The sequence below is a fragment of the Microbacterium sp. 01T413_2 genome (assembly GCF_056398985.1).
This window is the reverse complement of sequence record NZ_JBFTQL010000010.1, coordinates 79,229-105,462: the sequence shown is the minus strand read 5'-3', so window position 1 is coordinate 105,462 and position 26,234 is coordinate 79,229. Positions and strand designations below refer to the sequence as shown.

26 protein-coding genes are annotated in these 26,234 nt (G+C 71.0%); 19 read left to right on the top strand and 7 right to left on the bottom strand.

All coding sequences use genetic code 11. The features are described 5' to 3' along the window. The first annotated feature begins 111 nt into the window (after positions 1-111). Together AC1DMN_RS08015 and AC1DMN_RS08010 are read left to right on the top strand one after the other, a co-directional pair. Positions 112-1,590 carry a tyrosine-protein kinase domain-containing protein gene (locus AC1DMN_RS08015; protein WP_477229617.1) on the top strand — a complete coding sequence of 493 codons (1,479 nt, stop codon included), beginning with the start codon at positions 112-114 and terminating at the stop codon, positions 1,588-1,590. Beyond that, on the top strand, positions 1,587-2,675 hold the full coding sequence (locus AC1DMN_RS08010) for a hypothetical protein (RefSeq protein WP_477229616.1): 1,089 nt from the start codon (positions 1,587-1,589) through the stop codon (positions 2,673-2,675). Before AC1DMN_RS08015 ends, AC1DMN_RS08010 begins: the two co-directional genes overlap by 4 nt. A 54-nt stretch (positions 2,676-2,729) precedes the next feature. On the opposite strand, the gene AC1DMN_RS08005 is transcribed toward AC1DMN_RS08010, so the two are convergent. The 4 genes from AC1DMN_RS08005 to AC1DMN_RS07990 form a co-directional block, all read right to left on the bottom strand. Further along, entirely contained in the window at positions 2,730-3,566 is an 837-nt protein-coding gene (locus tag AC1DMN_RS08005) for a helix-turn-helix domain-containing protein (protein ID WP_477229615.1), read from the bottom strand. 92 nt (positions 3,567-3,658) lie between these two features. Continuing rightward, a complete protein-coding gene (locus AC1DMN_RS08000) occupies positions 3,659-4,534 on the bottom strand; it encodes an arsenate reductase/protein-tyrosine-phosphatase family protein (protein ID WP_477229614.1) in 876 nt (291 codons plus the stop codon). 43 nt (positions 4,535-4,577) lie between these two features. Beyond that, on the bottom strand, positions 4,578-5,519 hold the full coding sequence (locus AC1DMN_RS07995) for a Ppx/GppA phosphatase family protein (RefSeq protein WP_440733955.1): 942 nt from the start codon (positions 5,517-5,519) through the stop codon (positions 4,578-4,580). Between the two features lie 121 nt (positions 5,520-5,640). Continuing rightward, positions 5,641-6,147: a hypothetical protein gene (locus tag AC1DMN_RS07990; protein WP_477229613.1), complete on the bottom strand. Its 507-nt coding sequence runs from the start codon at positions 6,145-6,147 to the stop codon at positions 5,641-5,643. Between the two features lie 249 nt (positions 6,148-6,396). Between AC1DMN_RS07990 and coaA the strand changes: the two genes are divergently transcribed. From coaA to AC1DMN_RS07965, 5 genes are all read left to right on the top strand, one after another. Then, a complete protein-coding gene (coaA, locus tag AC1DMN_RS07985) occupies positions 6,397-7,362 on the top strand; it encodes a type I pantothenate kinase (RefSeq protein WP_477229612.1) in 966 nt (321 codons plus the stop codon). A gap of 39 nt (positions 7,363-7,401) precedes the next feature. Continuing rightward, on the top strand, positions 7,402-8,433 hold the full coding sequence (locus AC1DMN_RS07980) for a MauE/DoxX family redox-associated membrane protein (protein ID WP_477229611.1): 1,032 nt from the start codon (positions 7,402-7,404) through the stop codon (positions 8,431-8,433). A 175-nt stretch (positions 8,434-8,608) separates the two neighbouring features. Then, positions 8,609-9,454, top strand: a complete 846-nt coding sequence (locus AC1DMN_RS07975; protein WP_477229610.1) for a helix-turn-helix domain-containing protein — start codon at positions 8,609-8,611, stop codon at positions 9,452-9,454. A gap of 215 nt (positions 9,455-9,669) precedes the next feature. After that, on the top strand, positions 9,670-10,242 hold the full coding sequence (locus AC1DMN_RS07970; RefSeq protein WP_477229609.1) for a hypothetical protein: 573 nt from the start codon (positions 9,670-9,672) through the stop codon (positions 10,240-10,242). A gap of 207 nt (positions 10,243-10,449) precedes the next feature. Next, the gene (locus tag AC1DMN_RS07965; protein WP_477229608.1) at positions 10,450-11,322 is read left to right on the top strand and encodes a helix-turn-helix domain-containing protein; all 873 of its coding nucleotides are present in this window, start codon (positions 10,450-10,452) and stop codon (positions 11,320-11,322) included. A gap of 25 nt (positions 11,323-11,347) precedes the next feature. Here AC1DMN_RS07965 and AC1DMN_RS07960 read toward each other — a convergent pair whose 3' ends face one another. Next, a complete protein-coding gene (locus tag AC1DMN_RS07960) occupies positions 11,348-11,494 on the bottom strand; it encodes a hypothetical protein (RefSeq protein ID WP_440733947.1) in 147 nt (48 codons plus the stop codon). A 171-nt stretch (positions 11,495-11,665) separates the two neighbouring features. Between AC1DMN_RS07960 and glmS the strand changes: the two genes are divergently transcribed. Further along, the gene (gene glmS / locus AC1DMN_RS07955; RefSeq protein WP_440733946.1) at positions 11,666-13,516 is read left to right on the top strand and encodes a glutamine--fructose-6-phosphate transaminase (isomerizing); all 1,851 of its coding nucleotides are present in this window, start codon (positions 11,666-11,668) and stop codon (positions 13,514-13,516) included. Between the two features lie 164 nt (positions 13,517-13,680). Here the strand turns inward: glmS and AC1DMN_RS07950 are convergent, their stop codons facing one another. Beyond that, complete coding sequence (locus tag AC1DMN_RS07950) at positions 13,681-14,508, bottom strand: endonuclease domain-containing protein (protein ID WP_477229607.1); 828 nt, start codon at positions 14,506-14,508, stop codon at positions 13,681-13,683. A gap of 344 nt (positions 14,509-14,852) precedes the next feature. Here AC1DMN_RS07950 and AC1DMN_RS07945 point away from each other — a divergent pair, with 344 nt between their 5' ends. The 4 genes from AC1DMN_RS07945 (at position 14,853) to AC1DMN_RS07930 (ending at position 17,843) form a co-directional block, all read left to right on the top strand. Then, complete coding sequence (locus AC1DMN_RS07945) at positions 14,853-15,227, top strand: holo-ACP synthase (protein WP_477229606.1); 375 nt, start codon at positions 14,853-14,855, stop codon at positions 15,225-15,227. Beyond that, positions 15,224-16,333 (top strand): alanine racemase, encoded by a 1,110-nt coding sequence (gene alr, locus AC1DMN_RS07940; RefSeq protein WP_477384059.1) that lies wholly within the window; start codon positions 15,224-15,226, stop codon positions 16,331-16,333. Before AC1DMN_RS07945 ends, alr begins: the two co-directional genes overlap by 4 nt. Continuing rightward, on the top strand, positions 16,330-16,818 hold the full coding sequence (tsaE, locus tag AC1DMN_RS07935) for a tRNA (adenosine(37)-N6)-threonylcarbamoyltransferase complex ATPase subunit type 1 TsaE (protein WP_477384057.1): 489 nt from the start codon (positions 16,330-16,332) through the stop codon (positions 16,816-16,818). The genes alr and tsaE overlap by 4 nt, the downstream gene beginning before the upstream one ends. A 122-nt stretch (positions 16,819-16,940) precedes the next feature. Next, on the top strand, positions 16,941-17,843 hold the full coding sequence (locus AC1DMN_RS07930; protein ID WP_477229603.1) for a response regulator transcription factor: 903 nt from the start codon (positions 16,941-16,943) through the stop codon (positions 17,841-17,843). Between the two features lie 250 nt (positions 17,844-18,093). On the opposite strand, the gene AC1DMN_RS07925 is transcribed toward AC1DMN_RS07930, so the two are convergent. Beyond that, positions 18,094-19,311 carry a chitinase gene (locus AC1DMN_RS07925; RefSeq protein WP_477229602.1) on the bottom strand — a complete coding sequence of 406 codons (1,218 nt, stop codon included), beginning with the start codon at positions 19,309-19,311 and terminating at the stop codon, positions 18,094-18,096. 237 nt (positions 19,312-19,548) lie between these two features. Here AC1DMN_RS07925 and AC1DMN_RS07920 point away from each other — a divergent pair, with 237 nt between their 5' ends. The 7 genes from AC1DMN_RS07920 to AC1DMN_RS07890 all read left to right on the top strand — a co-directional run bounded on the left by AC1DMN_RS07920 (position 19,549) and on the right by AC1DMN_RS07890 (position 26,230). Next, entirely contained in the window at positions 19,549-21,144 is a 1,596-nt protein-coding gene (locus tag AC1DMN_RS07920) for a sensor histidine kinase (RefSeq protein ID WP_477229601.1), read from the top strand. Further along, the gene (locus AC1DMN_RS07915; protein WP_477229600.1) at positions 21,141-22,298 is read left to right on the top strand and encodes a hypothetical protein; all 1,158 of its coding nucleotides are present in this window, start codon (positions 21,141-21,143) and stop codon (positions 22,296-22,298) included. The genes AC1DMN_RS07920 and AC1DMN_RS07915 overlap by 4 nt, the downstream gene beginning before the upstream one ends. A gap of 65 nt (positions 22,299-22,363) precedes the next feature. After that, positions 22,364-23,011 (top strand): tRNA (adenosine(37)-N6)-threonylcarbamoyltransferase complex dimerization subunit type 1 TsaB, encoded by a 648-nt coding sequence (gene tsaB, locus AC1DMN_RS07910; protein ID WP_441977737.1) that lies wholly within the window; start codon positions 22,364-22,366, stop codon positions 23,009-23,011. A gap of 35 nt (positions 23,012-23,046) precedes the next feature. Next, a complete protein-coding gene (gene rimI / locus AC1DMN_RS07905; RefSeq protein WP_441977770.1) occupies positions 23,047-23,490 on the top strand; it encodes a ribosomal protein S18-alanine N-acetyltransferase in 444 nt (147 codons plus the stop codon). Beyond that, positions 23,483-24,589: a tRNA (adenosine(37)-N6)-threonylcarbamoyltransferase complex transferase subunit TsaD gene (gene tsaD, locus AC1DMN_RS07900; RefSeq protein ID WP_441977736.1), complete on the top strand. Its 1,107-nt coding sequence runs from the start codon at positions 23,483-23,485 to the stop codon at positions 24,587-24,589. The genes rimI and tsaD overlap by 8 nt, the downstream gene beginning before the upstream one ends. After that, positions 24,589-25,032: a hypothetical protein gene (locus AC1DMN_RS07895; RefSeq protein WP_440733935.1), complete on the top strand. Its 444-nt coding sequence runs from the start codon at positions 24,589-24,591 to the stop codon at positions 25,030-25,032. Before tsaD ends, AC1DMN_RS07895 begins: the two co-directional genes overlap by 1 nt. 4 nt (positions 25,033-25,036) lie before the next feature. Further along, a complete protein-coding gene (locus AC1DMN_RS07890; RefSeq protein WP_477229598.1) occupies positions 25,037-26,230 on the top strand; it encodes a hypothetical protein in 1,194 nt (397 codons plus the stop codon). The last annotated feature ends 4 nt before the right edge of the window (positions 26,231-26,234 follow it).

Sequence of the window (26,234 nt, the reverse complement as noted above, 5' to 3'; positions counted from 1 at the left end):
GGGGGGGCGGCCTTCCGCCATGTCGCGCCTGGGAATGCGCTTCCGGTAGCATCGAGAGGCCGTTGACTTATCGCCCTCGCAGGGTGAGCGGAGCGAGGGGGAACAGTCCGTATGGATCTGCGTGAGTATCTTCGGGTCTTCCGGGCACACTGGCTCGGGATGGTCCTCATCACGCTCCTCGGCGTCGCCGTCGCCTTCGGGTGGACCCTGCTGCAGCCGAAGGTCTACACGGCCGACGCCTCCGCGATCGTGCAGGCGAACACCGCCGGCGACACCGGGGACAGCAGCCTCAGCTCCGCCATGCTCGGCAATTCGCTCACCTCTGGCCGCGTGAAGACCTACGTCGCGCTCGGGGCCTCGCGCGCGGTGGCGGATGGCGTGATCAAGGATCTGAGCCTCGACACGAGCGCCGACCAGCTCGTGAAGCAGGTCACCGTCACCAACACCGTCGACACGACGACGCTGAAGGTCAGCGCGAACGCGGCGACCCCCGAGAAGGCGCGTGACGTGGCCGAGGCCTGGGTGCGCTCGATGGGCGCGGAGGTCAACCGGCTCGAGACCTCCGACCCCTCCAAGAAGGGCGCGGTCTTCCTCAGCCCGATCGATTCCGCTCGGCTGCCGGATGCGCCGTCGTCGCCGAACACCAAGCTCGCGCTTGCTCTCGGTGGACTGATCGGCCTCGCGCTCGCTGTCGGATACGGTCTGCTGCGCTACACCCTCGATCGCCGGATCCGCTCGGTCGAGCAGGTCGAGCGCGAGACCGGGAAGCCCGTCGTCGGCACCATCCCCGAGGAGAAGACCTTCACGGCCGACAACCGCCTGCTGCCGTTCGACGGCGGCACGAGCAGCGGGAGCGACAACGCGCACCTGTTCGGCATCGGCGAGGCCATGCGCGAGCTTCGCACCAACCTGCAGTACATGGACGTAGACAACCCGCCGCGCATCATCGTCGTGACGAGCCCGCTGCCCGGTGACGGCAAGTCGACGATCTCCTCCAACCTCGCCGTCACTCTGGCCTCCAGCGGACAGCCGGTCGTGCTCATCGACGGCGACCTGCGTCGCCCCATGATCGACACCGTCTTCGGCCTGCCCAAGAGTGCCGGCATCTCCGACGTGCTCGCCGGCCGCGCCACGATCGCGGAGGTCGCGCAGCGCTTCGGCAATGGCCAGCTGCTCGTCGTCACGGCGGGCAAGGTGCCGCCGAACCCGAGCGAGGTGCTCGGATCCGCCCGCATGCGCGAACTGCTGAAGTCGATCGCCCGCGAGGCCATCGTCATCATCGACGCGCCCCCGCTCATCCCGGTCACCGACGCCGCCGTGCTCGCGCACAGCGCCGACGGCGCCGTCATCGTCGGCACCGTCGGCAAGACCACCTACGAAGTGCTCGGCAAGGCGATCGGCAACCTCGAGCGCGCCGGCGCCCGCACGCTCGGCCTCGTGTTGAACCGCGTGCCCCGCCGCGGCAGCGGCGCTGCCTACTACGGCTACCAGTACCAGGGCGACTACTACCGCAGTGACGAGCAGGAGCTGCCGACCGGCGCCGTGCGCGGTGACAAGCCCCGCCGTCGGGGGGACGCGGAGGCGGCGTGACCGCGTCCGCAGCGAGTGCGCAGGAGAACGCCGCGCGCACCCCGCTCGACGTCAGCGCCCTCGGCGCCCGCATCCGGCTGACCTTCGCGAACGAGCTGGACGACGCGACGGTCGATGCGATCCGCGCCTCCTGGCAGGGTGCGTGGCTGCCGTTCGATGCGACGATCGACCCCGATGACACCGTGCCCGTGTCGGGCGCGCTCGATCCCGACCAGCTCGCAGAGTCGCTGACCGTGCAGGTGACCCTTGCGGCTCTGGGGCGGCGCAGCGGCGAGATGCTCCTGTTCCATGCCTGCGGCGTCGCGGATCCGGCCGGTCGCGTCGCGGCCTTCGTCGGGCCTTCCGGCCGCGGCAAGACAACGCTCAGCCGTGCGTTGGGCGCCCAGCATGGCTACGTGTCGGACGAGACGATCGCGCTTCGCACAGACCTGTCCGTCGAGCCCTACCGCAAGCCGCTGTCGGTGGTGCGGGAAGGGCGGCCCAAGGCGCAGGTCTCCCCGGATGTCGCAGGCCTCAAGCCGCTCCCGGACGCGCCCCTCGCCCTCACCGCGCTCGTGCTGATCACGCGCGATGCCGAGCACCCGTCGCCGAGCATCGAGCAGGTGGCGTTCCCTGAGGCGATCGCCGAACTGGCTCCGCAGATGAGCTACCTCGCCGAACTGCCGCGCCCGCTGCAGACGGTCGCGGAGCTGTGCGATCGCATCGGCGGTGTCGTGCGGCTGACCTATCCCGACGCGTCCACTGTGCCGCCGATCGTGCCGCAGCTGCTCGATCACACCCGGGCGCACGAGCAGTGGGAGCCGGCCGTCGCCGGCGGGGGGAACCCCGAGTTCGACCTGTCCGCCGTGTCCGACGCCATCCGCTGCGGCGACCGTGTGGTGGTGCTCGCCCAGCGATGGGTGCACGTGCTCGACGGCATCGCCCCGACCATCTGGGACTCGCTGCGCGCGGGTCGCGGCCTCGACGGGGTCGTCGACGACGTCATCGCCGAGTTCGGCCGCCCGGCGAAGGGGGATCCGCGGGAGCTGGTCCTCTCCGCCATCGACCAGCTGATCGAGTCCGGAGTGCTCAGCCGCAAGGCCTGACCGCGCGGACCCTTCGACAAGCTCAGGGACCGGAACGGGTTCTGGAACCGGACGTCAGCGGTGCGGGCGGATCATGGTCGGCGACGGCATGCCCTCGGCGCGCAGTGCGCGACGCAGCTGCAGGGCACTCGAGAAGCCCGAGTGCGCGGCGATCTCCTCGATCGTGAGCACGGTGTAGTCGGTATTGCGCAACAGCGACTCCGCGAACTCCACGCGCAGCCGGCGCAGGGCGTCGCCCGGGGTGGTCCCGACCTTGGCGAAGGCCCGCTGCAGGTGCCGCAGGGACACATGCAGTTCGGTCGCGAGCTCTGCAATCGTGAACTGCGGATCCTCCCGGTGCAGCAGCATCGCCGAACGCGCCCTGTCCACGAGCGGAGGCTGCCCTCGCTCGGGCAGATCCGCGGAGTAGAGCTCCAGAAGGGTGCCGAACACCATCTCGGCGAGCAGCCGCTCGATCGCGTATCGCGAGATCGACGTGGTGTCCTCCGCGTTGCGCGCGATCGCCAGGGTGAACGCCCGGAACGCCAGGACCATCGGCGTCGGCTGCAGCACGAGCGGTCGCAGCGGGCCACCGTGGACGAAGTCCCGCAGCGTCTCGACGGGAACCCATACCGCGACGACTTCGTTCGATCTGCTCCACTCGATGGTCACGTCGGCCTGCGGAGGGACGAAGCGTCCGATCGGCAGCGGGGATCCGTCGGGTCCCTCGCCGCTCGGGAACAGCACGACGGCGTGCGGATCCGCGGGTTCGACAGCCGACCACGTCCACTCCAGGCGCTGCGGTCGATGCACGGTGACGTAGATCGAGCGGAAGGTGCGCGTGCTGATCAATCCGGCGTGGTGCGACGTGAGACCCAGATGGGACTCGAGCAGGCGGGGAGGGGATGACACGAGCGAGTAGTGCCCTTTCGAACGTGAAAGTGCCGACATGGTACCGCCCCCTGCAGACCAGTATGGCGGGTGTCTGAGGCGGGCGCGAACTCCTAGTCGACAGCTGCCCTGATGACGCGCTCCACCTCGGCGAGGGCGGGGGTCAGTTGTGCCGCCGACTCCTCGTACACCTCGAGCGAGCGCCGGTAGGGGTCGATCACGTCCTCGTCCTTCGGTGCGGATCCGCCTCGGCGGTCGGCGATCGTCTCGACGACCGCGACCAGTCGTCGCCGCGGATCCGATCCCGCACGGTCGGCGATCGTGCGCACCTGCGCGTCGGTGACGCCCACGGCAAGACGGGCGAACTCGCGCACGGGGAAGACCCGGTGCAGACGCCGCGGCAGCATCTGCACCGCGTAGTCGCGCTGCTCCGAGGTCATCGTCAGCACCAGGTCGGCGTCGTCGAGCAGTGGTTCGGTGAGCAGCCGCGCATGATGCGCGGCGATGACGGCGGCGTCGACCCCGCGATCGAGCGCCAGCCTCTGGGCAGGCTCAGTCATCGCATGACCGACCAGCGCATGCGTGCCGGCGCTGTGCACGCGCAGATCGAAGGCTGCGAGCCGGGTGCGCAGCAGCGACTCGGCAAGCGGCGAGCGGCAGATGTTCCCCGTGCAGACCGTCAACACGGTGGGCTGCGGCGACGACTCCTCCGCGGCCGCAGCGAACATGCCGGCGAGAGATCCGAACGAGACGCCGCCCGGAGGGGTCGTGGGCTCCTCCGGCGTCGCGTGGTGGGCCGAGGCCGCCGCCGCGGCGGAATCTGCGATGTGCGGTGCCTGGGGCTGGTCGGCGGCGTCCGCGGCCTGATCGACGCGTGCGCCGGACGCCCCGGCGATCGCGGCAGCCTCGCGGCGCTGTCGCAGTTCTCTTCGGGAGAGCGGCATCGGCGATTCGCCGCGCGGTGTCCCCAGATCCCTCGCGTCGTCCATGACACCAGGGTAGGGGATGCCGCTCCGCTGGGGATGCTGCTTCTCAGGCGTCGCCGTCGCGGGCGCGGTCCTCGATGTAGCGCAGCAGCACGCCCTCGCGCAGCGCCCACGGGGAGACCTCGAGCTCGTCTACCCGCATCACGGTCATCGCGGTATGCAGCACGACCGCGGCCGCCACGATCTGGAACGTGCGGTCCGGGGTAATACCCGGAAGCTCCTGCCGCGCGGACGCGGGCAGGCGCGCGAGACGCGGGATCCAGGATCCGAGCGCCTGACGCGGCAGCAGCATCCGCTCGGATCCCGACCAGCCGGGCGCCTGATAGCCGACGAGGCGGGCGAGCGATCGGATCGCCTTGGATGAGCCGACCACGTGATCCGGGCGGGGGAGCGTCGCGAATCGGGTGGTGACCGGCGCGAACACGTCTGCCGCATGCTCGCGCAGTCGTTCGACCGCGTCTTCGCCGGGCGGGTCATCGGGCAGGAACATCAGCGTGGAGCGCCCTGCGCCGAGCGGCACCGAGGCGGCGATGTCGGGGAGTTCTTCTGATCCCGCTGCCATCTCGAAGGATCCGCCGCCGATGTCGAACAGCAGGATCTGCCCCGCCGCCCAGCCGAACCAGCGACGTACGGCGAGGAACGTCAGCCGCGCCTCGGTCTCGCCGTCGAGCACCTGCAGCGGCTGCCCGAGTGCGGCCTCGACCCGGGCGATCACTTCGGCGCCGTTCGCCGCTTCGCGGACGGCGCTCGTCGCCGTCGCGAGCAGCGCGTCGACCCGCTGCTGCTCGGCCACTGCTCGCGCCTGGGTGACGGCGGACTCGAGCGCCCGCACGCCCTCCTCGCTGATCGCGCCGGACGGTGTGAGGAACCGCATGAGCCGCAGCACCGTGCGATCGCTCGTGGTCGCGAGCGGGCGGCCGCCGGGATGCACGTCGGCCGCGAGCAGATGGACGGTGTTGGATCCGATGTCGAGCACTCCGAGACGCACGGACGAAGGATACCCGGTGCGTGTGAATCGACGACCGTCGAGGCCCGCCGCCGCAATGCGAAGGGGGCCGGGTGAGAGACCCGGCCCCCTTCGCCGGCCGGAGCCGACGTGGCTGATGTGATCAGCTGGCGCTGCAGAGCACGAGGGTGGCGTTGACGCCACCGCTCTGCTTGGCGCCGGCGCCGGCGACGAAACCGGAGGGCAGCGTCGTGGCGGCGGAAAGCTGGAACGCGACGGAGATCGACAGCGTCGTGCGGAAATCGATCGTGGCACCGGCCGCGAGCGGGGCGGTCAGGGTGATCTGACGCGAGGTCGGCGACAGGACGTTGACGGTCGCGGTGCCGCCGGTGACCGAGAAGACGCCGATGTTGGCGATTCCCGTGCCGGTGATGTTGATGATCGTGCCCACGGGCAGCGGGGCCGAACCGGCCGTGAGGGTGAAGCCGGGGCCGAGGACGCCGAGGACGCCACAGGTGCCGTTGAGGGCGAAGTTGCCGACGTTGGTGGCGGTCGAGGCGGCAGCGAAGGGAGTGGCAGCGGCGACGGCGATCACGGGCACCGACCAGGCAGCACCCTTCACGAGGGTGCGACGGCTGACGCTGCGGGTGGGGGAGGTGGTGTCTTCCATGCGTTACTCCGGTGTCTAGATGCGGGGACTCTGCCTCCCGGGAAGAGAGCCCCTCCCCAGGGAGCACGACCGAACTCGGCGCGGGGATAGCGCCTCCGGTCGGGTGTTGCTAGCCTCAGACTGGTGGCGAGGGAATGATCTCGTTGCTGCAGAGTCGCCAAGTGATCCGCGATGGTCGCGATCTGATCATCGGCGCAGCGTCGTCATTGGCGACGGGCTCCCTGAACTTCGTGCCGCCGCGCCGATACGATGGAGCGCGTGAGCTCCGATCCCCTCGCACCGCAGACGTTGCCGTCGCTGTCGCCGTACCGCCGCATCGACCGTGCGGACTGGGCGCGCCTCGCCGCCGACCTCGACCAGCCGCTCAGCGAGACGGAGGTCGTGGAGATCCGCGGCATCGGCGACCGGCTCGACCCGACCGAGGTCAAGGAGGTCTACCTGCCGCTCAGCCGTCTGCTGAGCCTGTACGCCACCTCGACCAAGCGTCTCGGCGAGGCGACGAACCAATTCCTCCACGAGGATGACGACACCACGCCCTTCGTCGTCGGCGTGGCCGGATCCGTGGCAGTCGGCAAGTCGACGATCGCCCGTCTGCTGCGTGAGCTCATGAGCCGCTGGCCGGGCACGCCTCGGGTCGAACTGGTCACCACCGACGGCTTCCTGTACCCGAACGCGGAGCTCGAGCGCCGCGGCATCATGGACCGCAAGGGCTTCCCCGAGTCCTACGACCGGCGCGCGCTGATCGAGTTCCTCACGAAGGTGAAGAGCGGCGCCGCCGAGGTGCGGGCACCGTTCTATTCGCACATCCGCTACGACATCGTGCCCGACGCGCACGTCGTGGTGCGCCGACCCGACGTCGTGATCGTCGAGGGCCTGAACGTGCTGCAGCCGCCGCCCGCCCCGAACGACGTCGCCGTGAGCGACCTGTTCGACTTCTCGATCTACGTCGACGCCGAGCTCGACCACATCGCCCAGTGGTACGTCGACCGGTTCCTCGCCCTGAGGCAGGGGGCGTTCACGAACCCGTCGTCGTACTTCAACGTGTTCGCGCACCTCACCGACGAGGAGGCCGTCACCACGGCGATGGGGTACTGGAACGAGATCAACCTGCCCAACCTCATCGAGAACGTGATGCCCACCAAGCACCGCGCCACCCTCGTACTGAACAAGGGCGCCTCGCACGCCGTGGAGTCGGTGCTGCTGCGAAAACTCTGAACGCACCTCGACGCTCGCCGCGACTGGGATACTGACAGCATGGGGACCGCTCTCTTCGCCTTCCTGCTCCCGGCGACGGCCTTGGCGTCGACGCTCATCCTCGTCGGAGTGCTCATCGTGAGCGCGATCGCCAAGTTCCGCACGCCCGACGATGCCGCCGGCTGGGAGGCGCTGGGGATGCCCGCGGCTCTGCGCCAGGACTGGCTGATCCGCCTGCACCCGATCGCCGAGCTCGTGCTCGCTGCTGCGCTACTACTGTTCGGCGGGGCGCTCGGCATCGCGGCGGCGATCGTCGCCGTGCTGCTGTTCGCGGCCTATCTCGCCATGGTCTGGCGGGCGAGGCGGCAGACGCCCGACGCGTCTTGCGCGTGTTTCGGTGAGCGTCGCCCGATCACCGGCCGCACGTTGCTGCGCAACGCCTGGCTGGTGCTGCTGGCTGTGCTCTCCGCCGTCACGATCGGTGCGCTTCCGCTGTGGGGCGGGGTCGCGACACTCGCCGTCGCGCTGTGGCCGTGGACGCTCGCCCTCGCCGCCGTAGCCGTGACATTCGTACTCGTACAGGAGAACGGATCCGCAGACGTCGGCGACGACGGATCCGCGGGCATTCCGGCCATCGATCGAACCGATGACGACCTCGATGACTACCTGCGTTCGCGCACCCCCGCTGTGCCCGTGCAACTCGCCGACGGCCAGACGACCACCTTGCGCATCCTCTCCGAACGTCAGCCCGTGCTGCTGCTGGCCGTCTCGGAAACCTGCGGATCCTGCACGCCGGTGATCGAGAGCATCGACACCTACCGCGCGCTGCTGCCCGAGGTGTCGGTGCGCTTCCTGCTGCAGACCGCGCCGGAGAACAGCAGCCTCGCCTCGACCGAGGAGCCGCAGACCTTGCACGACCCCAACCGGTACGTCGGCCCATCGCTCGCGGACCACTGGTTCACCCCGAGCGCCGTCCTGCTCGGCGCCGACGGAATGCTCGCGGGCGGGCCGGTGACCGGCGCGAAGACGATCGCCGAGTTCGTGGACGACATCTACGAGAGCCTGCACGGAGAGCGCCCGCCCGGTCGCTGAGCACCGCGCGACCGTGTGGACCGACGCGGCGCATGCTTCTCGCCGCGAGATCCATCTGCACCGCGTCCGTGGCTGGGCGTCCGCATGCGGAAGAAGCGGGTAACGTGGCCCTTGGCTCCGGTGAGTCGTAGCGATGGGGAGTCGCGCTCGCGGGGCTGGACATGGGGATGTCTACATGGGGATTGTCATCGACGCTCGTGCTGCCCTGCGGCAACTGGGGACCGAACAGGAGCGACCGCTCGCGCTGCTCCGCTGCGCCGGCGCGCTGATCAGCCGCCACCTGCTCGAGCCGGGGCGGCCGTGGCTCTGGGACGCGCAGGAACCACGCGGCGATGAGCTGCTCGTGATCTGCTTCGCCGAGGTTCCGCTGCGGCTGCGCTTCGAGGAGGGTCGCGTCGTGGAGGTTCCGGCAGGTGCGGCCTGCCTGCTGCACCCGCACCAGATGACGACCGTGTCGTCGGCGCAGGTCACCACTGTGACCGCCGTGTGGGTGCGCCACGACGCGGTCGCGCAGGCTGCGAGCCGGTTCGACGGGTCAGGAACGGTGCTGTCGGACGGGGCGGTCGCCCGCAGCCTGCGGGCCTTCCTGCTCGGCTTGCTGTCGGATCCTGCCAGCGCGACCGCGGGAGGCCTGGCCGAGACGCTCATCGTCGGCGCGGTCGACCTTGTCCTCTCGGATGCGATGCCGTCGGTGCGTGTTCCCCGCGGGGTCGACCGTGCACGCGGCATCATCCGGTTGCGCCGCACGGATCCGGCTTTCGACGTAGACGCGCTCGCGGTGGCGCTGCACCTGTCGCGACGCCAGCTGCAGCGGATGTTCGCGCGCGAGGGCACCACCCCGCTGGCGGAACTGCGCGCCCAGCGCGTCCAGGATGCCCGCAGGCTGATGGACGACCGCGTCGAGAGTCTGGATGCCGTCGCCGCGCAGTCGGGCTTCCGCGACGTCGCCGGGATGCGCCGCGCATTCCTGCGGGAGGGCCTGCCCACCCCGCGTCATCTGCGCGCTGACGCTCTGCTCTGACGAGGCCGAGGCTCGGTACGACATGTCGGGCCGGGATCCGACGTCGTTGATGCCCTCACGGTCGCGAACGTCGCATTCGCGCCCTGGTTCGTGACGTTTGCGACCCCGGCTCGGTCGTCGAATCCGGAATATCGGCAGAGTCGAGGTCTTGTGCATGCGGCTGGGGAACACGCCGCGCACGGACGACAGCAGAGCGATGTCTGGGGAGGCATGCAATGTCAGCAAAGACCGTGACCGGCGCACACGAGCACACGCTCACCCGGCGAACGGTGATCCGAGGAGCGGCGTGGAGCCTGCCCGTGATCGCGGTCGCCGTGGCGACACCGTTCGCGAGCGCGTCGACCAACGGCGGCACCGACGGCGGCACGCCGGGAACAGGGGGCACCACGCCGATCGTCCCGTCGTACCAGACTGGATCCTTCTGCAAGCACCCGGGCAACCCGAAGTACTACCACGGCACGTTCTTCTTCGAGAACACGACCTCCGCGCCGATCACGCTCGCGCTGACCTCCATGCTCGTGAACGGGCAGTCGCGGGCTGCGAAGTTCTCGGCGAACAACCGTCTGGTGTCCACCTACACGGTGCCGGCGAAGACCAAGATCGGCCTGTACGTCGATGCGGGGCTCTTCGACGATTCGGCCAACGGCACCGCCACCCTGTCCTTCACCTACGACGACGCAGGCAAGGCGCGCAGCGGTTCGGTGACCGCACCGCTCGGATCCCTGCCCCCGTGCTCCGGTGACGTGAAGGGTACGCCCGCGCACTCGCACTCCGGACCGGCGCTGTAGTTCGCCCGCACCCGGCGAGACGTTTGGCGGGCCTGCTCCCCCCGGCGGACATCGGGGCGCGCGGCGTGGTGGCGGTCCGGCGACGGAACCGCGGCTGATGTCGCGAAACCGATGCTCACCATGACGCGTTTCTTCGCGTATGCTGACCCCCAAGCGGGCTGATGCAGCTGGGGAGTTGCACCCGTGAGGCCTTTGGGGAGGTCGTCAATGGTGATCGTCATCGACGCTCGCACCGCCATGCGCCTGCTGGGGGAACGGAACGAGCATCCACTGGTCGCCCGCCGGTATCGCAGCGTGCTGGCGACCCAGCACGCCCTGGAACCCGCGACGTCGTGGACCTGGTCCGCGCAGCCGGCGGACGGTGACGAGGTCGCGGTGATGCTGATCGCCGCGGTGCCGGTCACCATCCTCGACAGCGATGGCGAGGTGAAGGAAGTGCCGCCGGGCGCGCTGTGCTTCCTGCATCCGCACCGCGAAATGAAGCTCGCTGCGGCCGGATCCGGCACCGCGATGTGCGCGTGGGTGCCCTGGTACGCCGTCGACGAGATCCAATCGGGGGTGGGTGCGCCGAGTGCGATCGTCGCGAGCAGTGTGCTGGGGCGCGGCCTGCAGGCGTTCCTCACCTCGCTTCTCACGCAGCCGTCGGATCCGACTGTCTACACCGACTATCTGGTCGAGCGCCTGATCGTCGAGATGGTGTTCAGCGTGCTGGTCGAGGCCGCCCCGCACGTCGCCGTCGAGGGACGCAAGGGCTCAGGGATCGACCGGGCGCGATCGCTCATGCTGGTGCGGCGCGGTGAGCGCGACTTCGATGTCGCGGCGCTGGCCCGCGACATGCACATGTCGGTGCGGCAGCTGCAGCGGCTGTTCGCGGCCGAGGGCAGCGCTCCCGCCGAGGAGCTGCGCCGGATCCGCGTCGAGCTCGCCCGAGAGCTCATGAGCGATGCCGACTACGCACCGCTCGGAATCGCGGAGATCGCGGAGCACTCCGGCTTCGCGGACGCCGCCGGGCTTCGCCGGGCGTTCGCGCTCGCGGGGCTGCCCTCGCCGCGTCTCGTGCGCCGCGCGATCCGGGCCTGATCGGGCGCCGGCGGTCGCCTCGGAGCTAGTGGTGCAGGAGGGCGATGGCCCCGACGCCGGCGATGACGATGCCGACCGCGATCATCGCCCAGACCGGCGCACCGTAGAACTCTCGAAGGATCCACGGCGTGCGGTAGTCCCGGGCGATGTCACCTCGACGGCGTCGGCTCATGCGATCGGCCCCATCCGGTCGAGGAGTGAGGATGCGTCTGCGATAGCCATCGGTCCAGCCGAACACCCGAGGCTGCGTCCCGGCTGACCTCTGCCTAGGGCCCGGCTGAGTGCCGCGCGCCGACGGGTTCGTTCAGCATCCGCGCAAAACAAGCCCTCTACCCTGGAACGCATGTGTGGAATCGTCGGATACGTGGGGCCGCGCCCCAGCCAGGACATCCTGCTCGCGGGCCTCGCCCGCCTCGAATACCGCGGGTACGACTCGGCCGGCATCGCCGTCATCGATGAGGCCGGATCACTCGGCATGCGCAAGAAGGCCGGCAAGCTGCAGATGCTGCGCGACTCCCTCGCGGACGCCGCGCTCGCCGATGGCAGCACCGGCATCGGGCACACCCGGTGGGCCACGCACGGCGGACCGACCGATGCGAACGCGCACCCGCACCTCGCCGACGACGACAAGCTGGCACTGATCCACAACGGCATCATCGAGAACTTCGCTGCCCTGCGCGCCGAGCTCGAGACCGAGGGCGTGACGTTCCGCAGCGAGACCGACACCGAGGTCGCCGCCGCTCTCGTCGGCCGCGAGTACCGCCGCACGGGTGATCTCCAGGAGGCGTTCCGTGCCGTCGTGAACCGCCTCGAGGGCGCCTTCACACTCCTCGCCGTGCACCAGGACGAGCCGGGCCTCGTCGTCGCCGCGCGCCGCAACTCGCCGCTCGTGATCGGCCTCGGCGACGGGGAGAACTTCCTCGGATCCGACGTCGCCGCCTTCGTCGAGCACACCCGTCGTGCGCTCGCGATCGGCCAGGACGAGATCGTCGCGATCACGCCGTCCGAGGTCACGGTCACGGACTTCGCGGGCAACGCGGTGACCCCGGAGCCGTTCGAGGTCTCCTGGGACGCCACCTCCGCCGAGAAGGGCGGCTGGCCGAGCTTCATGGCCAAGGAGGTCGCGGAGGAGCCCGACGCCGTCGCCAACACGATCCGCGGCCGCGTGCGGGACGGCGCCGTCGTGATTCCGGAGCTGGACGGATCCGATGACCTGTTCCGCGGCATCGACCGCATCATCATCACGGCCTGCGGCACCGCGTCGTACGCGGCCATGGTCGGCAAGTATGCGCTGGAGCAGTGGGCCCGGGTGCCCGTCGATGTCGAGCTCGCTCACGAGTTCCGCTACCGGGACCCGGTGATCGGCGCGAACACGCTGGTCGTGTCGATCAGTCAGTCCGGCGAGACCATGGACACGCTCATGGCGGTCAAGTACGCCCGCGAGCGCGGTGCGCGCACCCTCTCGATCTGCAACACACAGGGCGCGACCATCCCGCGCGAGTCCGACGCGGTCGTCTACACGCACGCCGGTCCCGAGGTCGCGGTCGCATCGACCAAGGCCTTCGTCGCGCAGATCACGGCGCTGCTGCTGCTCGGCCTGCACGCGGGCCGGGTGCGCGAGACGCTCTCCGCGGCCGACGGCGCGGCAGCCGTGGCCGAGCTCGAGGCGCTGCCGGCCAAGATCTCCGAGGTGCTGACCGAGGAGCAGGCGCACGTCACGCAGCTCGCCGGCTGGATGGCCGACACCCGCTCCGTGCTGTTCCTCGGTCGCCACGTGGGCTACCCGATCGCGCTCGAGGGTGCGCTCAAGCTCAAGGAGATCTCCTACATCCACGCCGAGGGCTTCGCCGCCGGCGAGCTCAAGCACGGCCCGATCGCCCTGATCGAGCCCGGCCAGCCGGTGTTCGTGCTGGTGCCGTCGCCGCGGCACTCCGCCCTGCTGCACGCCAAGGTCGTCTCCAACATCCAGGAGATCCGCGCCCGCGGCGCACGCGTGATCGTGATCGCCGAGGAGGGCGACGCGGCCGTGCTGCCGTTCGCCGACGAGGTCATCCGGATCCCGCTCGCGGAGGCGCTGTTCGAGCCGGTCCTGGCGGTCGTGCCGCTGCAGATCTTCGCCATGGCCCTCGCGACCGCGAAGGGCCTGGATGTGGACCAGCCCCGAAACCTGGCCAAGTCCGTCACTGTGGAGTGAGCCAAGTCTCGCAAGGATCCGGCGCGGGGCTGGACCTCGCCCATTCGGCTGACGGGTTCCCGATGGGCGGGAGTTCTTGGGCCGGATCCTCAGCCAGGCGTGCGGGGCTCAGCCGGATGGCCGGGGCCGGGCCAGACCCGGAGAACGGGGCGTTCCGGAACTGGTCAGGCCCGGGAACGACTGAGTGCGGCCAGGATGGCGTCGACGACGACGTCCCAGTGGTGGATGATCATCGCGTAGTCGAAGCGAAGCGTCTCGTAGCCGAGGCGGGATGCGACGGCGTCACGCCACAGGTCGCGGTGCCGCCGCGCACGGCCTCCGTGGTTGTCTTCGCCGTCGGCTTCGAGGATGATCCGTCCGCCGACCACGAAGTCGACCCGCCCCACCTCGGGGATCGGCACCTGGCATTCCAGGCGGAGCCCGATCAGGTGGAGCCTCAGCCGTAGGATCGACTCGAGACCGCTCTGCGCGTCCGGGCGAGCGAGGTCTACCAACCACTCCGCGGTCGCCGGGAGGACGGCGCGGATGCGGGCCCGCGCTGCGGCCCCGATGAGCCGCTTGTTCCATGCCGACTCGTATGCGGCGAAGAAGAGCTCGTCGCCGTGGCAGTGAAACGCATGCACGAGCGCGTGTTCCACGGGCGCGACGCCCAGACGCATGCGGCCGGGCCGGTAGTGCGCCATGCGGGCACAGTCGGGATGGTCGTGGGACCTGCCGCCGATGCCGAGCCAGACGTGCGGCTGCACGTCCTCGCTCAGCGTCCAGATCCCGTGCACCCGCAGCCCGAGCGCGCAGGTGAGGGCCCCGCCGTGCATCGCCGCGGTCACGACGGCGTCCGGCGCGTCGATCGAAGCGTAGACCCCGTCGCGCACCTTGCCGATCGCCCCGCGGGCGGCTGCTGCGGCGAGGTTCTTACGGGTGCAGCCGAACGCTGACAGCTCGATGCTGCGGGCGACGAGGCGGGTTTTCAGGAGCACGGCCGGATCCGACATCCTCCGATCCTGAGGTCCCCGCGGCGATGGTAGAGGACGAATCCCGCAATCGGTGCGGAAACCGACCAAGACCACGCATGTGAGGATCCATTGTCTCGGGCTGCGCGGACGTTTGGCTGAGACGATCTCAGGACGTTCGGCTGAGGCGATCACGTCAGGCGGAGGTCTCGGGCGGATCTGGTCAGCCAACCGTGCGTCGTTCAGCCATCTCGCCCCGAGGGAGAACCTGAGTTCGCCTCCGCCACACGGCGCATGCCGCGGTCCCGGACCGGGCCGGTCCACGCGCGCGGAGGTGGACCGCTGACGGATCCGGCCCCGCGGATCCTGCCAGGTAGGCTGAATCGGTGATCATCGGCACCGGCATCGACCTCGTGGACATCCCGCGGTTCGAGCGGACCGTCGCCCGCACGCCCCGTCTGATGCAGCGGCTGTTCGCCCCGTCGGAGCAGGGGCTGCGGTTGCCGTCGCTCGCCGCGCGGTACGCGGCGAAGGAGGCGCTGATCAAGGCACTGGGCGGATCCGACGGCGTGCACTGGACCGAGATCGAGATCGCGTCGGAGCCCTCGGGTCGACCCTACTTCGTGCTGAGCGGCAGCACCCAGGCCGCTGTCGCGGAGCGCGGCATCACCACGCTGCACCTCTCCCTCACGCACGATGCGGGCCTCGCCGCGGCGTACGTGGTGGCGGAGGCTCGTGCGACGGGGGAGGACCAGGCATGACCGCCCCGTTCCGCGAGGCCACGATCGACCTCGACGCGATCAGCGACAACACCCGCCACCTGCGCCGGCTGACGGGCGTCGAGGTCATCGGTGTCGTCAAGGCGAACGCCTACGGCCACGGTGCGGCTGACGCCGCGGTCGCCGCGCTCGCAGGCGGCGCCGGCAGCCTCGGCGTCGCCACGGTCGAGGAGGGGCTCGAGCTGCGCCGCCAGGGCATCAACGCCAGGATCCTGGCATGGCTGCACGCCCCCGGCCGCCGCTTCGATGACGCCGCCGCGAGCGGCCTCGACCTGGGCATCTCGAGCCTCGAGCAGCTGCTCGCCGCCGCCGAAGCCAGCCGTGGATCGGATCCGGTCCGGGTGCACCTCAAGTTCGAGACGGGCCTGAGCCGCAACGGCATCGCGCCCGCCGACCGCTCTCGCCTGCTCGCCGAAGCCGCGCGTCTCGAGCGGATCGGCCGTGTGCGCATCGTCGGACTGTTCAGCCACGTCTCCAACACCTCGCCCGAGGACGACCGAGCCGCCCTCGCCGCCTTCGAGGAGGCGTGCGCCGAGGCCGCGGCGAACGGGATCCACCCCGAGGTGCGCCACCTCGCCGCGACGGCTGCGGCCATCGACCTGCCTGAGACCCGGCTCGACGCGGTGCGCATCGGGATCGGCCTGTACGGCGTCAGCCCGTTCGACGACCGCAGCCCGAGCGATCTCGGACTGCGCCCCGCGATGACTCTGCGCGGGGCGGTCGCCGCCGTGCGCCGGGTGCCCGCGGGCACGGGCGTCTCGTACGGCTACACGCACCGCACCGAGTCGGAGACCACGCTGGCGCTGGTCCCGCTGGGCTATGCGGACGGCGTGCCCCGGCAGGCTTCCGGGCGCGGTCCGGTGCAGATCGGCGGCCGCCGCTACACGGTCGCCGGCCGCATCGCGATGGACCAGTTCCTGGTCGACGTCGGCGACGATCCGGTCGCCGTGGGCGACGAGGTGGTGCTGTTCGGCGACCCCACGCTCGGGGTGCCCTCCGCTCGGGACTGGGGGAACGCGGCGGACACGATCGACTACGAGATCGTGACGAGGATCGGCCCGCGCGTGCCGCGCCGGAGCGTGTCGTGACCGCCCTGGACGAGCTCGCGGGCCAGCATGAGATCCGCACTGCCGAGGCCATGGAGGAGCTCGGCCGCCGGATCGGATCCGACCTGGTCGCGGGCGACGTGCTGATCCTCACCGGTCCGCTCGGGGCGGGCAAGACCACGTTCACGCGCGGGCTGGCGGAGGGGCTCGGCGTGCGCGGTCCGGTGCAGAGCCCGACGTTCGTGATCGCCCGTACGCACCCGTCCCTGGTCGGCCGCGCGCCGCTCGTGCACATGGACGCGTACCGGCTCGGATCCGCCGCCGAGCTGGACGATCTCGACGTCGACGTGCCCGGATCCGTCGTCGTGGTCGAGTGGGGTCGCGGCATGGCCGAGGAGCTCTCCGACGCCTGGTGGGACATCGAGCTGGAGCGCCCGGTCGGCGCGGGCGTCGATGACCTCTCCGCGGAAGAGCTCGACGCCGACGCACCCCGCGTCGTGACCATCACTCGCGAGACAGCCCGCTGAGACGGGGATCGGTGACCGGAGCGCTCCGGGACCGCCGACGGAGTCCGGACAGGGATCCGACCGCCGGGACGCGCGTCGCGAGCATATCGATATGATGCTGACGACCGAGTGCAGGGAAGAGCATGACTGAAGACGACACGAAGACCGCCGTCATCATCGAGGATGATCCGGACGTCCGCTCCCTGCTCGACGAGGTGTTCCGTTCCGCCGGATTCCACACGGTGCTCGCCGGCACCGGGCTGGAGGGCGTCGCCGCGGTCGCCGAGCACGAGCCGATCATCACGACGCTCGACATCAACCTCCCCGGCATCGACGGCTTCGAGGCGGCCCGGCGGATCCGCGCCGTCAGCGCAACGTTCATCATCATGCTGTCCGCCCTCGGCGAGGAGTCCGACGTCGTGCTCGGGCTCACCTCCGGTGCCGACGAGTACCTCGTCAAGCCGTTCCGCCCCCGTGAGCTCCGCGCCCGCATCGAGGCGTTGCTGCGTCGCCCGCGCAACGCGCACCCGGCCGCGACGGGTCCCGCTGGGACGGCCCACGCCGGGACGGGCGCGGCCCCGCAGCCCGGCCACGGAGCACGTCCGGGATCCGCGCCGAATACGCCCGCCGACGGCCAGCAGGCCCCGGCACGCAACCCCTCGCTCACGCCCGCGATCGCGCTCCCCGGCACGGCGGGCCAGTGGCGCGTGCACCGCGACATCAGCCTCGATCCGGTGACGCACACGGTGGTCGTGGCGCAGCGCGAGGTCGATCTGACCCCCACCGAGTTCGATCTGCTCGCGACCCTGCTCGAGTCGAAGCGCCGGGTGCGCAGCAAAGCGGATCTGGCACTCGTGCTGCGCGGGGAGGCGTTCGGATCCGCGTCGTACGTGGGCGAGCCGGACAAGCGGGCGATCGAGGCGCACATGGCCAATCTCCGGCGCAAGATCGGCGACAGCACCGCGGATCCGCGCTACATCGAGACCGTCCGCGGGGTGGGCTACCGGCTCACCGCGCACGCGGACGAGGCGTCCGCCGAGGTCTGATCAGCGGACAACATGACGGAGGCGCCGATCCCGATGTCGGCGCCCCGTCGGCGATCCCGTTGATCGCCTCCGTACGGCGCGGGTTCCGACCCCGCGCCTTCCGTGGAGCCCCGGGCGCCGATCCCCACCGGCCCCCGAACTCCACGACCCGCTACCGAGTCCCCATCGGTGTTCGGGTTCCCGCTCCCGGGCAGGGTCCCGGGAGCGGGATGGCGCCCTGTCCCCGGGGCGCCGCCCACTCCGTCCCGGATTACGGGTCCCTGGTCGGAGTGGGAGTCGATGCCGGCGGTGGTGCCGGCGAGCCGGTGAAGGGCGCTGCAGCGCTGCCCGACAGGGATGCGGTCGGCCCCGGGGTCGCCAGGAGCGTGGGGGCGACCGCGAAACCGCGGCCCAGCACCGCCGCGAACGCCGCGTCACCCTGCGCGACTCCGCTGCAGGAGTCGGACGCGGCAGCCGGATCCTGGCGGTCCGCATCGCAGGCGCGGTCCCGGTTGAGCGACCACATCGAGACGCGGGCGAGCCGTTGCTTCTGGGCGAAGGCGTTCAGGGTCGCGGCGTCGTCGAGCGCGAACACCTCGTCGCGCACGTCGTTGTGGCCGATCATCGGCGTCGCGCCCATGATCGCCCATGCTCCGCCCGCGGGGAGCGCCAGGTGCAGGTCGTCGTAGAGCCGGCCGAGCTGGTCGTGCACCGCCGTGAGCGACGTGATCGCGGCGGCCGCCATCGACCGGCCTGCGAGCGGTGCGCCGTCGTCCATCGTCATCGCGTTGACGCCGGAGAGCTGCACGCCCGCCTGCAGCAGCTGGCGGATCGAGCGCAGTCCGTCGGTGCCGAGCCCGTCCTGCCCGGCCGGCAGCGTGAGCCACACCGACAGCTCCGAGCCCTTCGCCCGCTGCCGTTCCTGCAGCCGGGCCACGGCCTCCGCACGGCGGTCGCCGGCGAGCACGTCGCTGAGGGCGGGGCGCTCCAGGTCGAGGTCGATCGTGGTGACCGTGTAGCGCTCCAGCACCGCCGCGTAGGCGTTCATCAGGTCGCCGATCGACGCGCATGCTCCGGCGAGCTCGGTGCCCCTGGAGCCGCCGAACGACACGGTCACCGGGGCCCCGGACTGCTGCTTCTGCGCGATCCGGTGGTCCAGGTCGAGCGCATCGCCCGCCTCGGCGAGCGAGTACACCCCGCCCCAGGTCGGACGGCAAGCATCGCCGGGCGCCGCGGTGACGAACGCCAGCACGACCGCATCGGATCCGGATCCTGGCAGCACGTCCGCCGGCGGATCCGTCGCGGTGACGTCGTAGTAGCCGCCGAACCAGCGCGGGCCCGTCGCCGCTCCGGGGGCCGCCTCGTCGCGCAGCAGGAACCACGGCACCACGACGATGCCTGCCACCACGGTGAGGGCGACGAGCACGCCCACCAGCACGCGCCAGACGGACAGGCGTCCGCCGGACGGGGGTGCAGAGGGGCCGGTCATCGCAGCACGCTCGCTTTCTGCCCGTCGACGGCGGTATGCGGATCCGATGCGACGGCAGCGGATCCGGTCGGGTGGAGGACCTTCGATGCTGCGATGCTAGGCGTGGCGATATATCCGTTGAAGGGCCTTGGGTCCTTCTTTGGATAACCTTGCGGAAGCGTTGAGCGTCAGGGTCTCCGCCCGGGTCGCGCGACGCGTCCCGCAGCGGTTCCGTGCCGCGTCGGAGAGAGGATCGGCATGTCCCGCAGGGCGTCGATCTGGCGTTGGCAGCTCATCTTCGTCAGCACCACGGTCGCGGTCGCGGTGCTGGTCGCGGCCCTCAAGCCCACCGTGTTCGCGACCCCGCTGTTCACTGCCGGCCTCGCGCTGTCCGTGCTGACCACGGCAGCGGTGCTGGTGGTGCCGTGGGACCGCATCCCGCCCGCGGGGATCCTCCTCGTCCCGATGATCGACATCTGCGCCATCGGCCTCACGACGCAGGCCCCGGACATCCGGCTCGGTTTCCTCTGGGTGATCCCCATCACGTGGATCGCCACGTACTACTCGATGATCGCCGTGTTCGGCGGCATCGCCCTGATCACTGCCTTCCTGTTCACCGTCGCGAACCAGACCGGCCTGATCTCGGATGTGGTGCTACGGGTGCTCATCACGGCGTTCGCTCTCGGGTTCCTCGGCACCACGATCCGGATCGGGGTGCAGCGCTCGCGCGCCTCCCGGCGCCTGCTGCGGCGTCGGTCCGAGCAGATCGACCGGGTGGCGCGGCGGGCCGAGACGCACGAGCGCCGGGTGACCCAGATCATCGACGCGCTGGACACGGCGCTCGCCGCGGTCGGCGAGGACGGCGCGATCCTGAAGGTGAACGACGCCTACCGGCGCCTGTACGGCCTGGACGCCGACGGCCTCGCACTGCCCGCGCTCGCGGTGGAGTACGACGACCGGGAGGGGGAGCCCGTCCCCGTGGAACGGACGGTGATGGCCCGGGCCGCACGTGGCGAGCACCTCGCCGGCGAGCGGGTGTGGCTGTACGGCACCGACGGCGAGTGGCGGGCGCTCGAGGTCGATACGCAGCCGATCGCCAGCGACGCCGATCAGGGCGCCGTCGTGCTGGTCAAGATCGACGACGTCACCGCTCGGCTCGCGGCGGCCGAGGAGCGCCGGCTGCTGTCTGCGATCCTCACGCACGAGCTGCGCAACCCGCTCACGGCGATCGTGGGCCACGTCGATCTGCTGCTCGAGCGCGAGGATCTGCCGGCACGAGCGGCCGACCAGCTGGGCGTGGTCGCAGGGGCCGCCGAGCGGATGCAGGATCTGGTCACGACGGCGTTGGACGCCTCCCGTCCTCGCCATCGGGTGCTGTCGGAACCGGTCGATCTGCACCCCCTGGTGCAGGCCTCGGTGTCGTCGTTCCTGCCGACCGCCACGGCGAACCGGCTGCGGGTCGAGGTGACGGGGGAGCCGACCCTGCTCATCTACGGCGACGCGTTCCGGCTGCGGCAGGTGATCGACAACCTGCTCAGCAACGCCGTCAAGTACACCGCGCCCGGCGGCTCCATCCTGCTCTCGCTGGGCGTGGCCGACGACGCACGCGCGGAGCTCATCGTCGCGGACACCGGATCCGGCATGGTCCCCGCCGACGTGGAGCAGCTCTTCCAGCCGTACTTCCGCGGCGAGCGGGCAGAGCACAGCGGGGTGCCGGGGACGGGCCTGGGCCTCGTGGCGGTGCGCGACATCGTGACCGCGCATCACGGCACCATCGACGTCAGCAGCAGGCTCGGCGAGGGCACGCGCATGCGCGTGCTCCTGCCTCGGCGTCCCGAGAGGAACGACGCATGATCACGCTCACCGCCCCCATCGGCATCACCGTGAACACCTCCGTCACGCTGGTGGCGCTGGTGACGTTGTCCGCCGCGCTGGTGTTCGGGCTGGCTCTCATGCCGCGCCCGAGCAGGGCCACCATCACGTGGTCGGTCGGATTCGGCGTCGCCATGCTCGCGACCTACGTGTGGGTGGCCGCGAACCAGTTCGACAGCGCGCCGCTGCGCGCGCTGTCTTCGGGGCTGATCGTGTGCTTCGAACCGCTGCTGTGGCTCGGCATACGCGCCTATGCGGGAAAGCGCCCGCTCTGGCCGGCCGCAGTGGCGTTCGTCGTGGTCGCGCCGGCGCTGCTGACGGCGACCAGCACCACCGCCGTGTACCCGACGATGTTTCGTGTGGTGTTCACAGCGGCAGCGGTGTTCGCCGGTCTCGCGGCGTGGGAGCTGTTCCGGCTGCGGATCAGCGCCCGTGACGTGGTGCTGCCGCTGGCGCTGGTGTCGTCGGCGTTCGTCGTGGTGGCGGTGTTCGGCGTCATCGCCGGACTCGCGGGCGTCGGATCCTCTCCCGGCGACGAGCTGCGCATGCTGCGCGACATCAACGGCGTCGGAATCCTGCTGACCAGCCAGTGCGCCGCGATCACGATCGTGCTCCTCGCCCGCGGCGAGGCACTGCTGCGCGGTGGCGGACGCAACAGTGCGGACGGCACCGCCACCAGCGCAGCGCTGCGGGCGCGCCTCGCCCGTGCTCAGCAGGCGCAGGAGCCGGCGTGGTCGCTACTGGACATCCGCTTGGACGATCCCGCAGACCTGGCGGAGGCCTCGGGCCCGGCCGTGTTCGCCAGCATCGTGGAGGCATTCCACGCGCACGTGCTCGACGCGCTGCCCGCCGCAGCCGACGTCGAGCGGGTCTCGGACGTGCGCGCGCTGGCCCTGCTGCCCGGTGGTGAGGACGCGGTGCGGCGCGAACTGCGGGCGCTGCTGCAGCGGGTCTCGACGATCGAGGACTCCGGGCCTCGCGCGTCCGTGCGCGTGTCGGCAAGCGTGGGCTGGGCCGGCGCGGCCGCCGCGGAGTACGACTTCGATGCGCTGGCGGCCGTTGCGGGCGATGCCGCCGTCCTCGCGCAGGACCGCGGTGGCGACCGCTGGGAGCGAGCCGGGGTCTCCACGCACTGACCGAGGGATCGGGGACGGACCGCGCGCAAGGACCGGTCGGCGGCCACGGCGGCTACCCTGGAAGGGTGATTCTCGGCGTGGACACCTCACTCGGCTCGGCCGTCGGCCTGATCGGTCGCGATGGGCGCACCCTCGCCGATGTGGCGCAGGCGGGACATCTCGGTCACGCCGAGGCGATCGGTTCCCTGCTGGAGCAGGTGCTCGCGGCCGCGCCGGCAGAGGGTTCCGAGGAGGTGCCGGATCCGCTCACGCATGTCGCCGCGGGCATGGGGCCCGGTCCGTTCACGGGGCTGCGGATAGGCATCGCCGCCGCACGCGCATTCGCGCTCGGGCGAGGCATTCCGGTGATCGCCGTGCCCAGCCACCACGCCGCCGCGCTCGCCGTGATCGAGGGCGAGCATCCGCCGCAGCACCCCTTCGCGATCCTCACCGACGCCCGCCGCCGCGAGACCGCGGTGACCGTGTACGAGGGGATCGACGTGGACGGCATCCCGCACGCCGTGGTCGACACGGTGCTCGTGCCGCAGGGCGACGTCGATCGCAAGCTGGGGGCGCTGCGTCGCTTCGAGGTCGCCGCGATCTCGGGAGCTGCCGTCGCGCGTGTCGCCCGCCGCGCGGTCGCCGCCGGACGCACCCTGACCGGATCCGAGCCGCTCTACCTGCGCGCTCCGGACGCCCGCGTGCCCTCGGCGCCGAAGCGGGTGGGGTCGTGATCCGCGCCGCGACGACGGCCGACCTCGATGAGATCATGCTCATCGAACGGCGCTCGTTCCCGACCGACGCGTGGAGCGTCGAGCTGATGGCGGCTGAACTCGCGAGCCCGCACGGCCGCTACTTCGTCGACGTGGAGAACGGCGCAGAGCAGGCCGAGGGCGAGCACGTGGTCGGTTACGGGGGTGTGCGCGCACTGCGCGGATCCGCCGACAGCGACATCCAGACCATCGCCCTCGATGCCGAGCACCGCGGATCCGGCCGCGGCAGAGCGCTGCTGCGGGCGCTGCTCGCAGAAGCGGCGGAGCGCGGCGCACGCGAGGTGTTCCTCGAGGTGCGCGCCGACAACCCGGTCGCCCAGGGGCTGTACCTCTCGGAGGGGTTCGCCGAGATCGGCCGGCGGGCCGGCTACTACCAGCCCGACGACGTGGATGCCGTGATCATGAAGCTCGACCTGCGCGGGAAGGGATCCGATGACTGACCAGCCCCTCGTGCTCGGGATCGAGACGAGCTGCGACGAGACCGGGATCGGGATCGTCCGCGGCCGGACCCTGCTGTCCAACACGATCTCGTCGAGCATGGACGAGCACGCCCGCTACGGCGGTGTCGTGCCCGAGGTCGCGGCCAGGGCGCACCTCGAGGAGATGCAGCCGGCGATCGAGCGGGCCCTCGCCGAGGCGCAGGTGCGACTGGAAGACCTCGACGCAATCGCAGTGACCAGCGGGCCAGGACTCGCGGGCGCACTCATGGTCGGCATCGGTGCGGCGAAGGGTCTGGCGGTGTCGCTCGGCAAGCCGCTGTACGCCGTGAACCACCTCGTCGGGCACATCGCCGCTGACATCCTCACACCCGACTCCGTGCCCCTGGAGTACCCCACGATCGCGCTGCTCGTCTCGGGCGGGCACACCTCGCTCCTGCACGTGCGCGACCTCACCACCGACGTCGAACTGCTCGGCGAGACCGTCGACGACGCCGCCGGCGAGGCGTTCGACAAGGTCGCCCGCATCCTCGGCCTGCCGTATCCCGGAGGGCCGGAGATCGACCGTGCGGCGGTGGACGGGGATCCCGCCGCGATCCGGTTCCCGCGAGGGCTGTCGCGTGCGTCGGATCTGGACAAGCACCGCTACGACTTCTCCTTCTCCGGGCTGAAGACCGCGGTCGCCCGCTGGATCGAGCGGGAGGAGGCCGCGGGCAACCCGATCCCCGTGGCAGACGTCGCCGCGAGCTTCCGCGAGGCCGTGGTCGACGTGCTCGTGACAAAGGCGCTGGCGGCCTGCGCCGACCGCGGCGTGCCTCGGCTGCTGCTCGGCGGCGGCGTCATCGCGAACCGCCGGCTGCGCGACGTCGCGCTCGCCCGTGCAGCGGAGGCGGGAGTGACGGTGCGGATTCCGCCGCTGTCGCTCTGCACCGACAACGGCGCCATGATCGCCGGGCTCGCGGCGGAGCTGATCGCCTCCGGCCGGCGCCCCTCCACGCTCGCGTTCGGCGCCGATTCGACGCTGCCGGTGACCGAGATCCAGGTCGCAGAGGACTCCTCCGCAGCGGCGGACGCTCGCGTCCGCGTGGGCGCCGAGGTCTGATGATGGCGACCACGGACGGGAAGGATCCGCAGCGCTACACCCGGCTGCCGACGGCTCCCGTGCCCGTGGGGGTGGAGAGCGGGCCGCAGCTGGACGGCGGGGTCGAGATCGAGGATCTCGAGCTCGACCGGGACGGCGCGACGGTGGCACACGAGGAGTGGCACCCCACGGACGGGACCGAGGCCCCGACGCCAGCGCCCGCCGAGCCGCGGCTGGCGCCATGGGCGCTGCTGTCCGCGATCGTGGCTCTGTTCGCCTCGCTGTTCGTCGGCTGGGGGATCCCGGTCGCGATCGTCTCGGTGATCGCCGCGATCATGTCGCTGCGCCGGCCGGAGGAGAGTCGTGCCCTGGCGGTCTGGGCGCTCGTGCTCGGGAGCGTGGCAACGCTGTACAGCGCGGGATGGCTGCTCTGGGCCGCCTACCGGTTCGGCTGGTTCGGATAGCGCCATGGCGGATCCGGAACCGGGCGAGGAACGTCGCGAGCTGGAGCGCCGTGCCTTCGGCCGGGACGGATCCGGCCTGAGTCCGGCCGAGGCCGCGCAGCTGACGGAGCTGCGGCGCGCGGATGCCGCCGCGCCGGGCCCGGAGCCTGCCGAAGGGACGCTCCCCACGTCAGGCGCCCAACCTGTTCCGGGGCGAGCGCACCGAGACGAAGGCTCCCCACCGCTCGCGCCCGATCCGCCGACGATGTCCCGTCTCGCTGACGGATCCGGCGTGATCGTCGGTGGAACGGGACGGAGTCGGCCGTTCGGGACAGCTCGTGAACGGGTAGTCGCCTGGTTCGCCACCGGCCGCGGGAAGCGCCCTCGCTACCTCATCGGCACAGCGGCGGCGTTGATCCTCGTCGGTCTGCTGATCGGCTGGGCCATCCCGCGCCCGCCCGACGTGGGGCTCGCCCTCCGGTCCGGCGAGGCTGAGCGGCGGGACACGCTCCTCCACGACGCGAAGTACGACCCCGGGAGCGTACTGCTGCTCGATCGGCAGGCGGATGCCCTGTTGTGGACCTGGACGGAGGTGGGTGGACAACTGCGCTGCGCCGCGCTGGACGTGCCGGGGTTGCCGATGGAGCGGCAGTGCCAGCGGATCGAGGACCTCAAGAAGAATCCGTACTCCCTTCAGGTGAACACGACCGTTGCTCCGGCTTCGGGCCGCAACGTGCAGGTCGGCTACGGAGGGGTCGTGTTCCTCGCGGGACGAGGGTTCCCCGGCGGGGCCATCCAGCGCTGGGAGGCCGAGTCGCGGACGATGAACCAGGGGATGAGCGACGCGGAGATCGCGGCGACGGCGAGGATCTCGGCCGAGCAGCAGCTCGAGGGGCTGTCCATCGTCGGGCGCTGGCGGGGGCTGACGATCTGGCGCGGCTACGCGGACAGCGGAACATCCCAATGCCTGATCGTCGAGGCCCCCGAAACGCAGCGGGCGTGCGGATCGGATGGCAGCACGTATGACGGCTCGTCGAAGGTTCTCAGTTTCACCGAGCCTGTGGATCCCCGCGGGACGGTGGTCAGGCTAGAGCTGGCCGCGACGCGGGACCGGCCCTCCGCGATCATCGAGATGCGCTTCGCCGTGTACGCCGTGCCGTATCTCATCATCACGGAGAACGCCGATGTCGGGGTCGAGGGACTCCTCACGGCGCCATGACGGC

Coding starts and splice junctions, on each gene's coding strand:
- AC1DMN_RS08015 (WP_477229617.1), top strand. CDS start 112: ATGGATCTGCGTGAGTATCTTCGGGTCTTCCGGGCACACTGGCTCGGG.
- AC1DMN_RS07920 (WP_477229601.1), top strand. CDS start 19,549: ATGTCCCGCAGGGCGTCGATCTGGCGTTGGCAGCTCATCTTCGTCAGC.
- alr (WP_477384059.1), top strand. CDS start 15,224: ATGACCGCCCCGTTCCGCGAGGCCACGATCGACCTCGACGCGATCAGC.
- coaA (WP_477229612.1), top strand. CDS start 6,397: ATGGAGCGCGTGAGCTCCGATCCCCTCGCACCGCAGACGTTGCCGTCG.
- AC1DMN_RS08000 (WP_477229614.1), bottom strand. CDS start 4,534: ATGGACGACGCGAGGGATCTGGGGACACCGCGCGGCGAATCGCCGATG.
- AC1DMN_RS07980 (WP_477229611.1), top strand. CDS start 7,402: ATGGGGACCGCTCTCTTCGCCTTCCTGCTCCCGGCGACGGCCTTGGCG.
- AC1DMN_RS07975 (WP_477229610.1), top strand. CDS start 8,609: ATGGGGATTGTCATCGACGCTCGTGCTGCCCTGCGGCAACTGGGGACC.
- AC1DMN_RS07965 (WP_477229608.1), top strand. CDS start 10,450: ATGGTGATCGTCATCGACGCTCGCACCGCCATGCGCCTGCTGGGGGAA.
- AC1DMN_RS07990 (WP_477229613.1), bottom strand. CDS start 6,147: ATGGAAGACACCACCTCCCCCACCCGCAGCGTCAGCCGTCGCACCCTC.
- AC1DMN_RS07970 (WP_477229609.1), top strand. CDS start 9,670: ATGTCAGCAAAGACCGTGACCGGCGCACACGAGCACACGCTCACCCGG.
- AC1DMN_RS07915 (WP_477229600.1), top strand. CDS start 21,141: ATGATCACGCTCACCGCCCCCATCGGCATCACCGTGAACACCTCCGTC.
- AC1DMN_RS07890 (WP_477229598.1), top strand. CDS start 25,037: ATGGCGGATCCGGAACCGGGCGAGGAACGTCGCGAGCTGGAGCGCCGT.
- rimI (WP_441977770.1), top strand. CDS start 23,047: ATGCTCATCGAACGGCGCTCGTTCCCGACCGACGCGTGGAGCGTCGAG.
- AC1DMN_RS07925 (WP_477229602.1), bottom strand. CDS start 19,311: ATGACCGGCCCCTCTGCACCCCCGTCCGGCGGACGCCTGTCCGTCTGG.
- tsaD (WP_441977736.1), top strand. CDS start 23,483: ATGACTGACCAGCCCCTCGTGCTCGGGATCGAGACGAGCTGCGACGAG.
- AC1DMN_RS07950 (WP_477229607.1), bottom strand. CDS start 14,508: ATGTCGGATCCGGCCGTGCTCCTGAAAACCCGCCTCGTCGCCCGCAGC.
- AC1DMN_RS07930 (WP_477229603.1), top strand. CDS start 16,941: ATGACTGAAGACGACACGAAGACCGCCGTCATCATCGAGGATGATCCG.
- glmS (WP_440733946.1), top strand. CDS start 11,666: ATGTGTGGAATCGTCGGATACGTGGGGCCGCGCCCCAGCCAGGACATC.
- AC1DMN_RS07960 (WP_440733947.1), bottom strand. CDS start 11,494: ATGAGCCGACGCCGTCGAGGTGACATCGCCCGGGACTACCGCACGCCG.
- AC1DMN_RS07895 (WP_440733935.1), top strand. CDS start 24,589: ATGATGGCGACCACGGACGGGAAGGATCCGCAGCGCTACACCCGGCTG.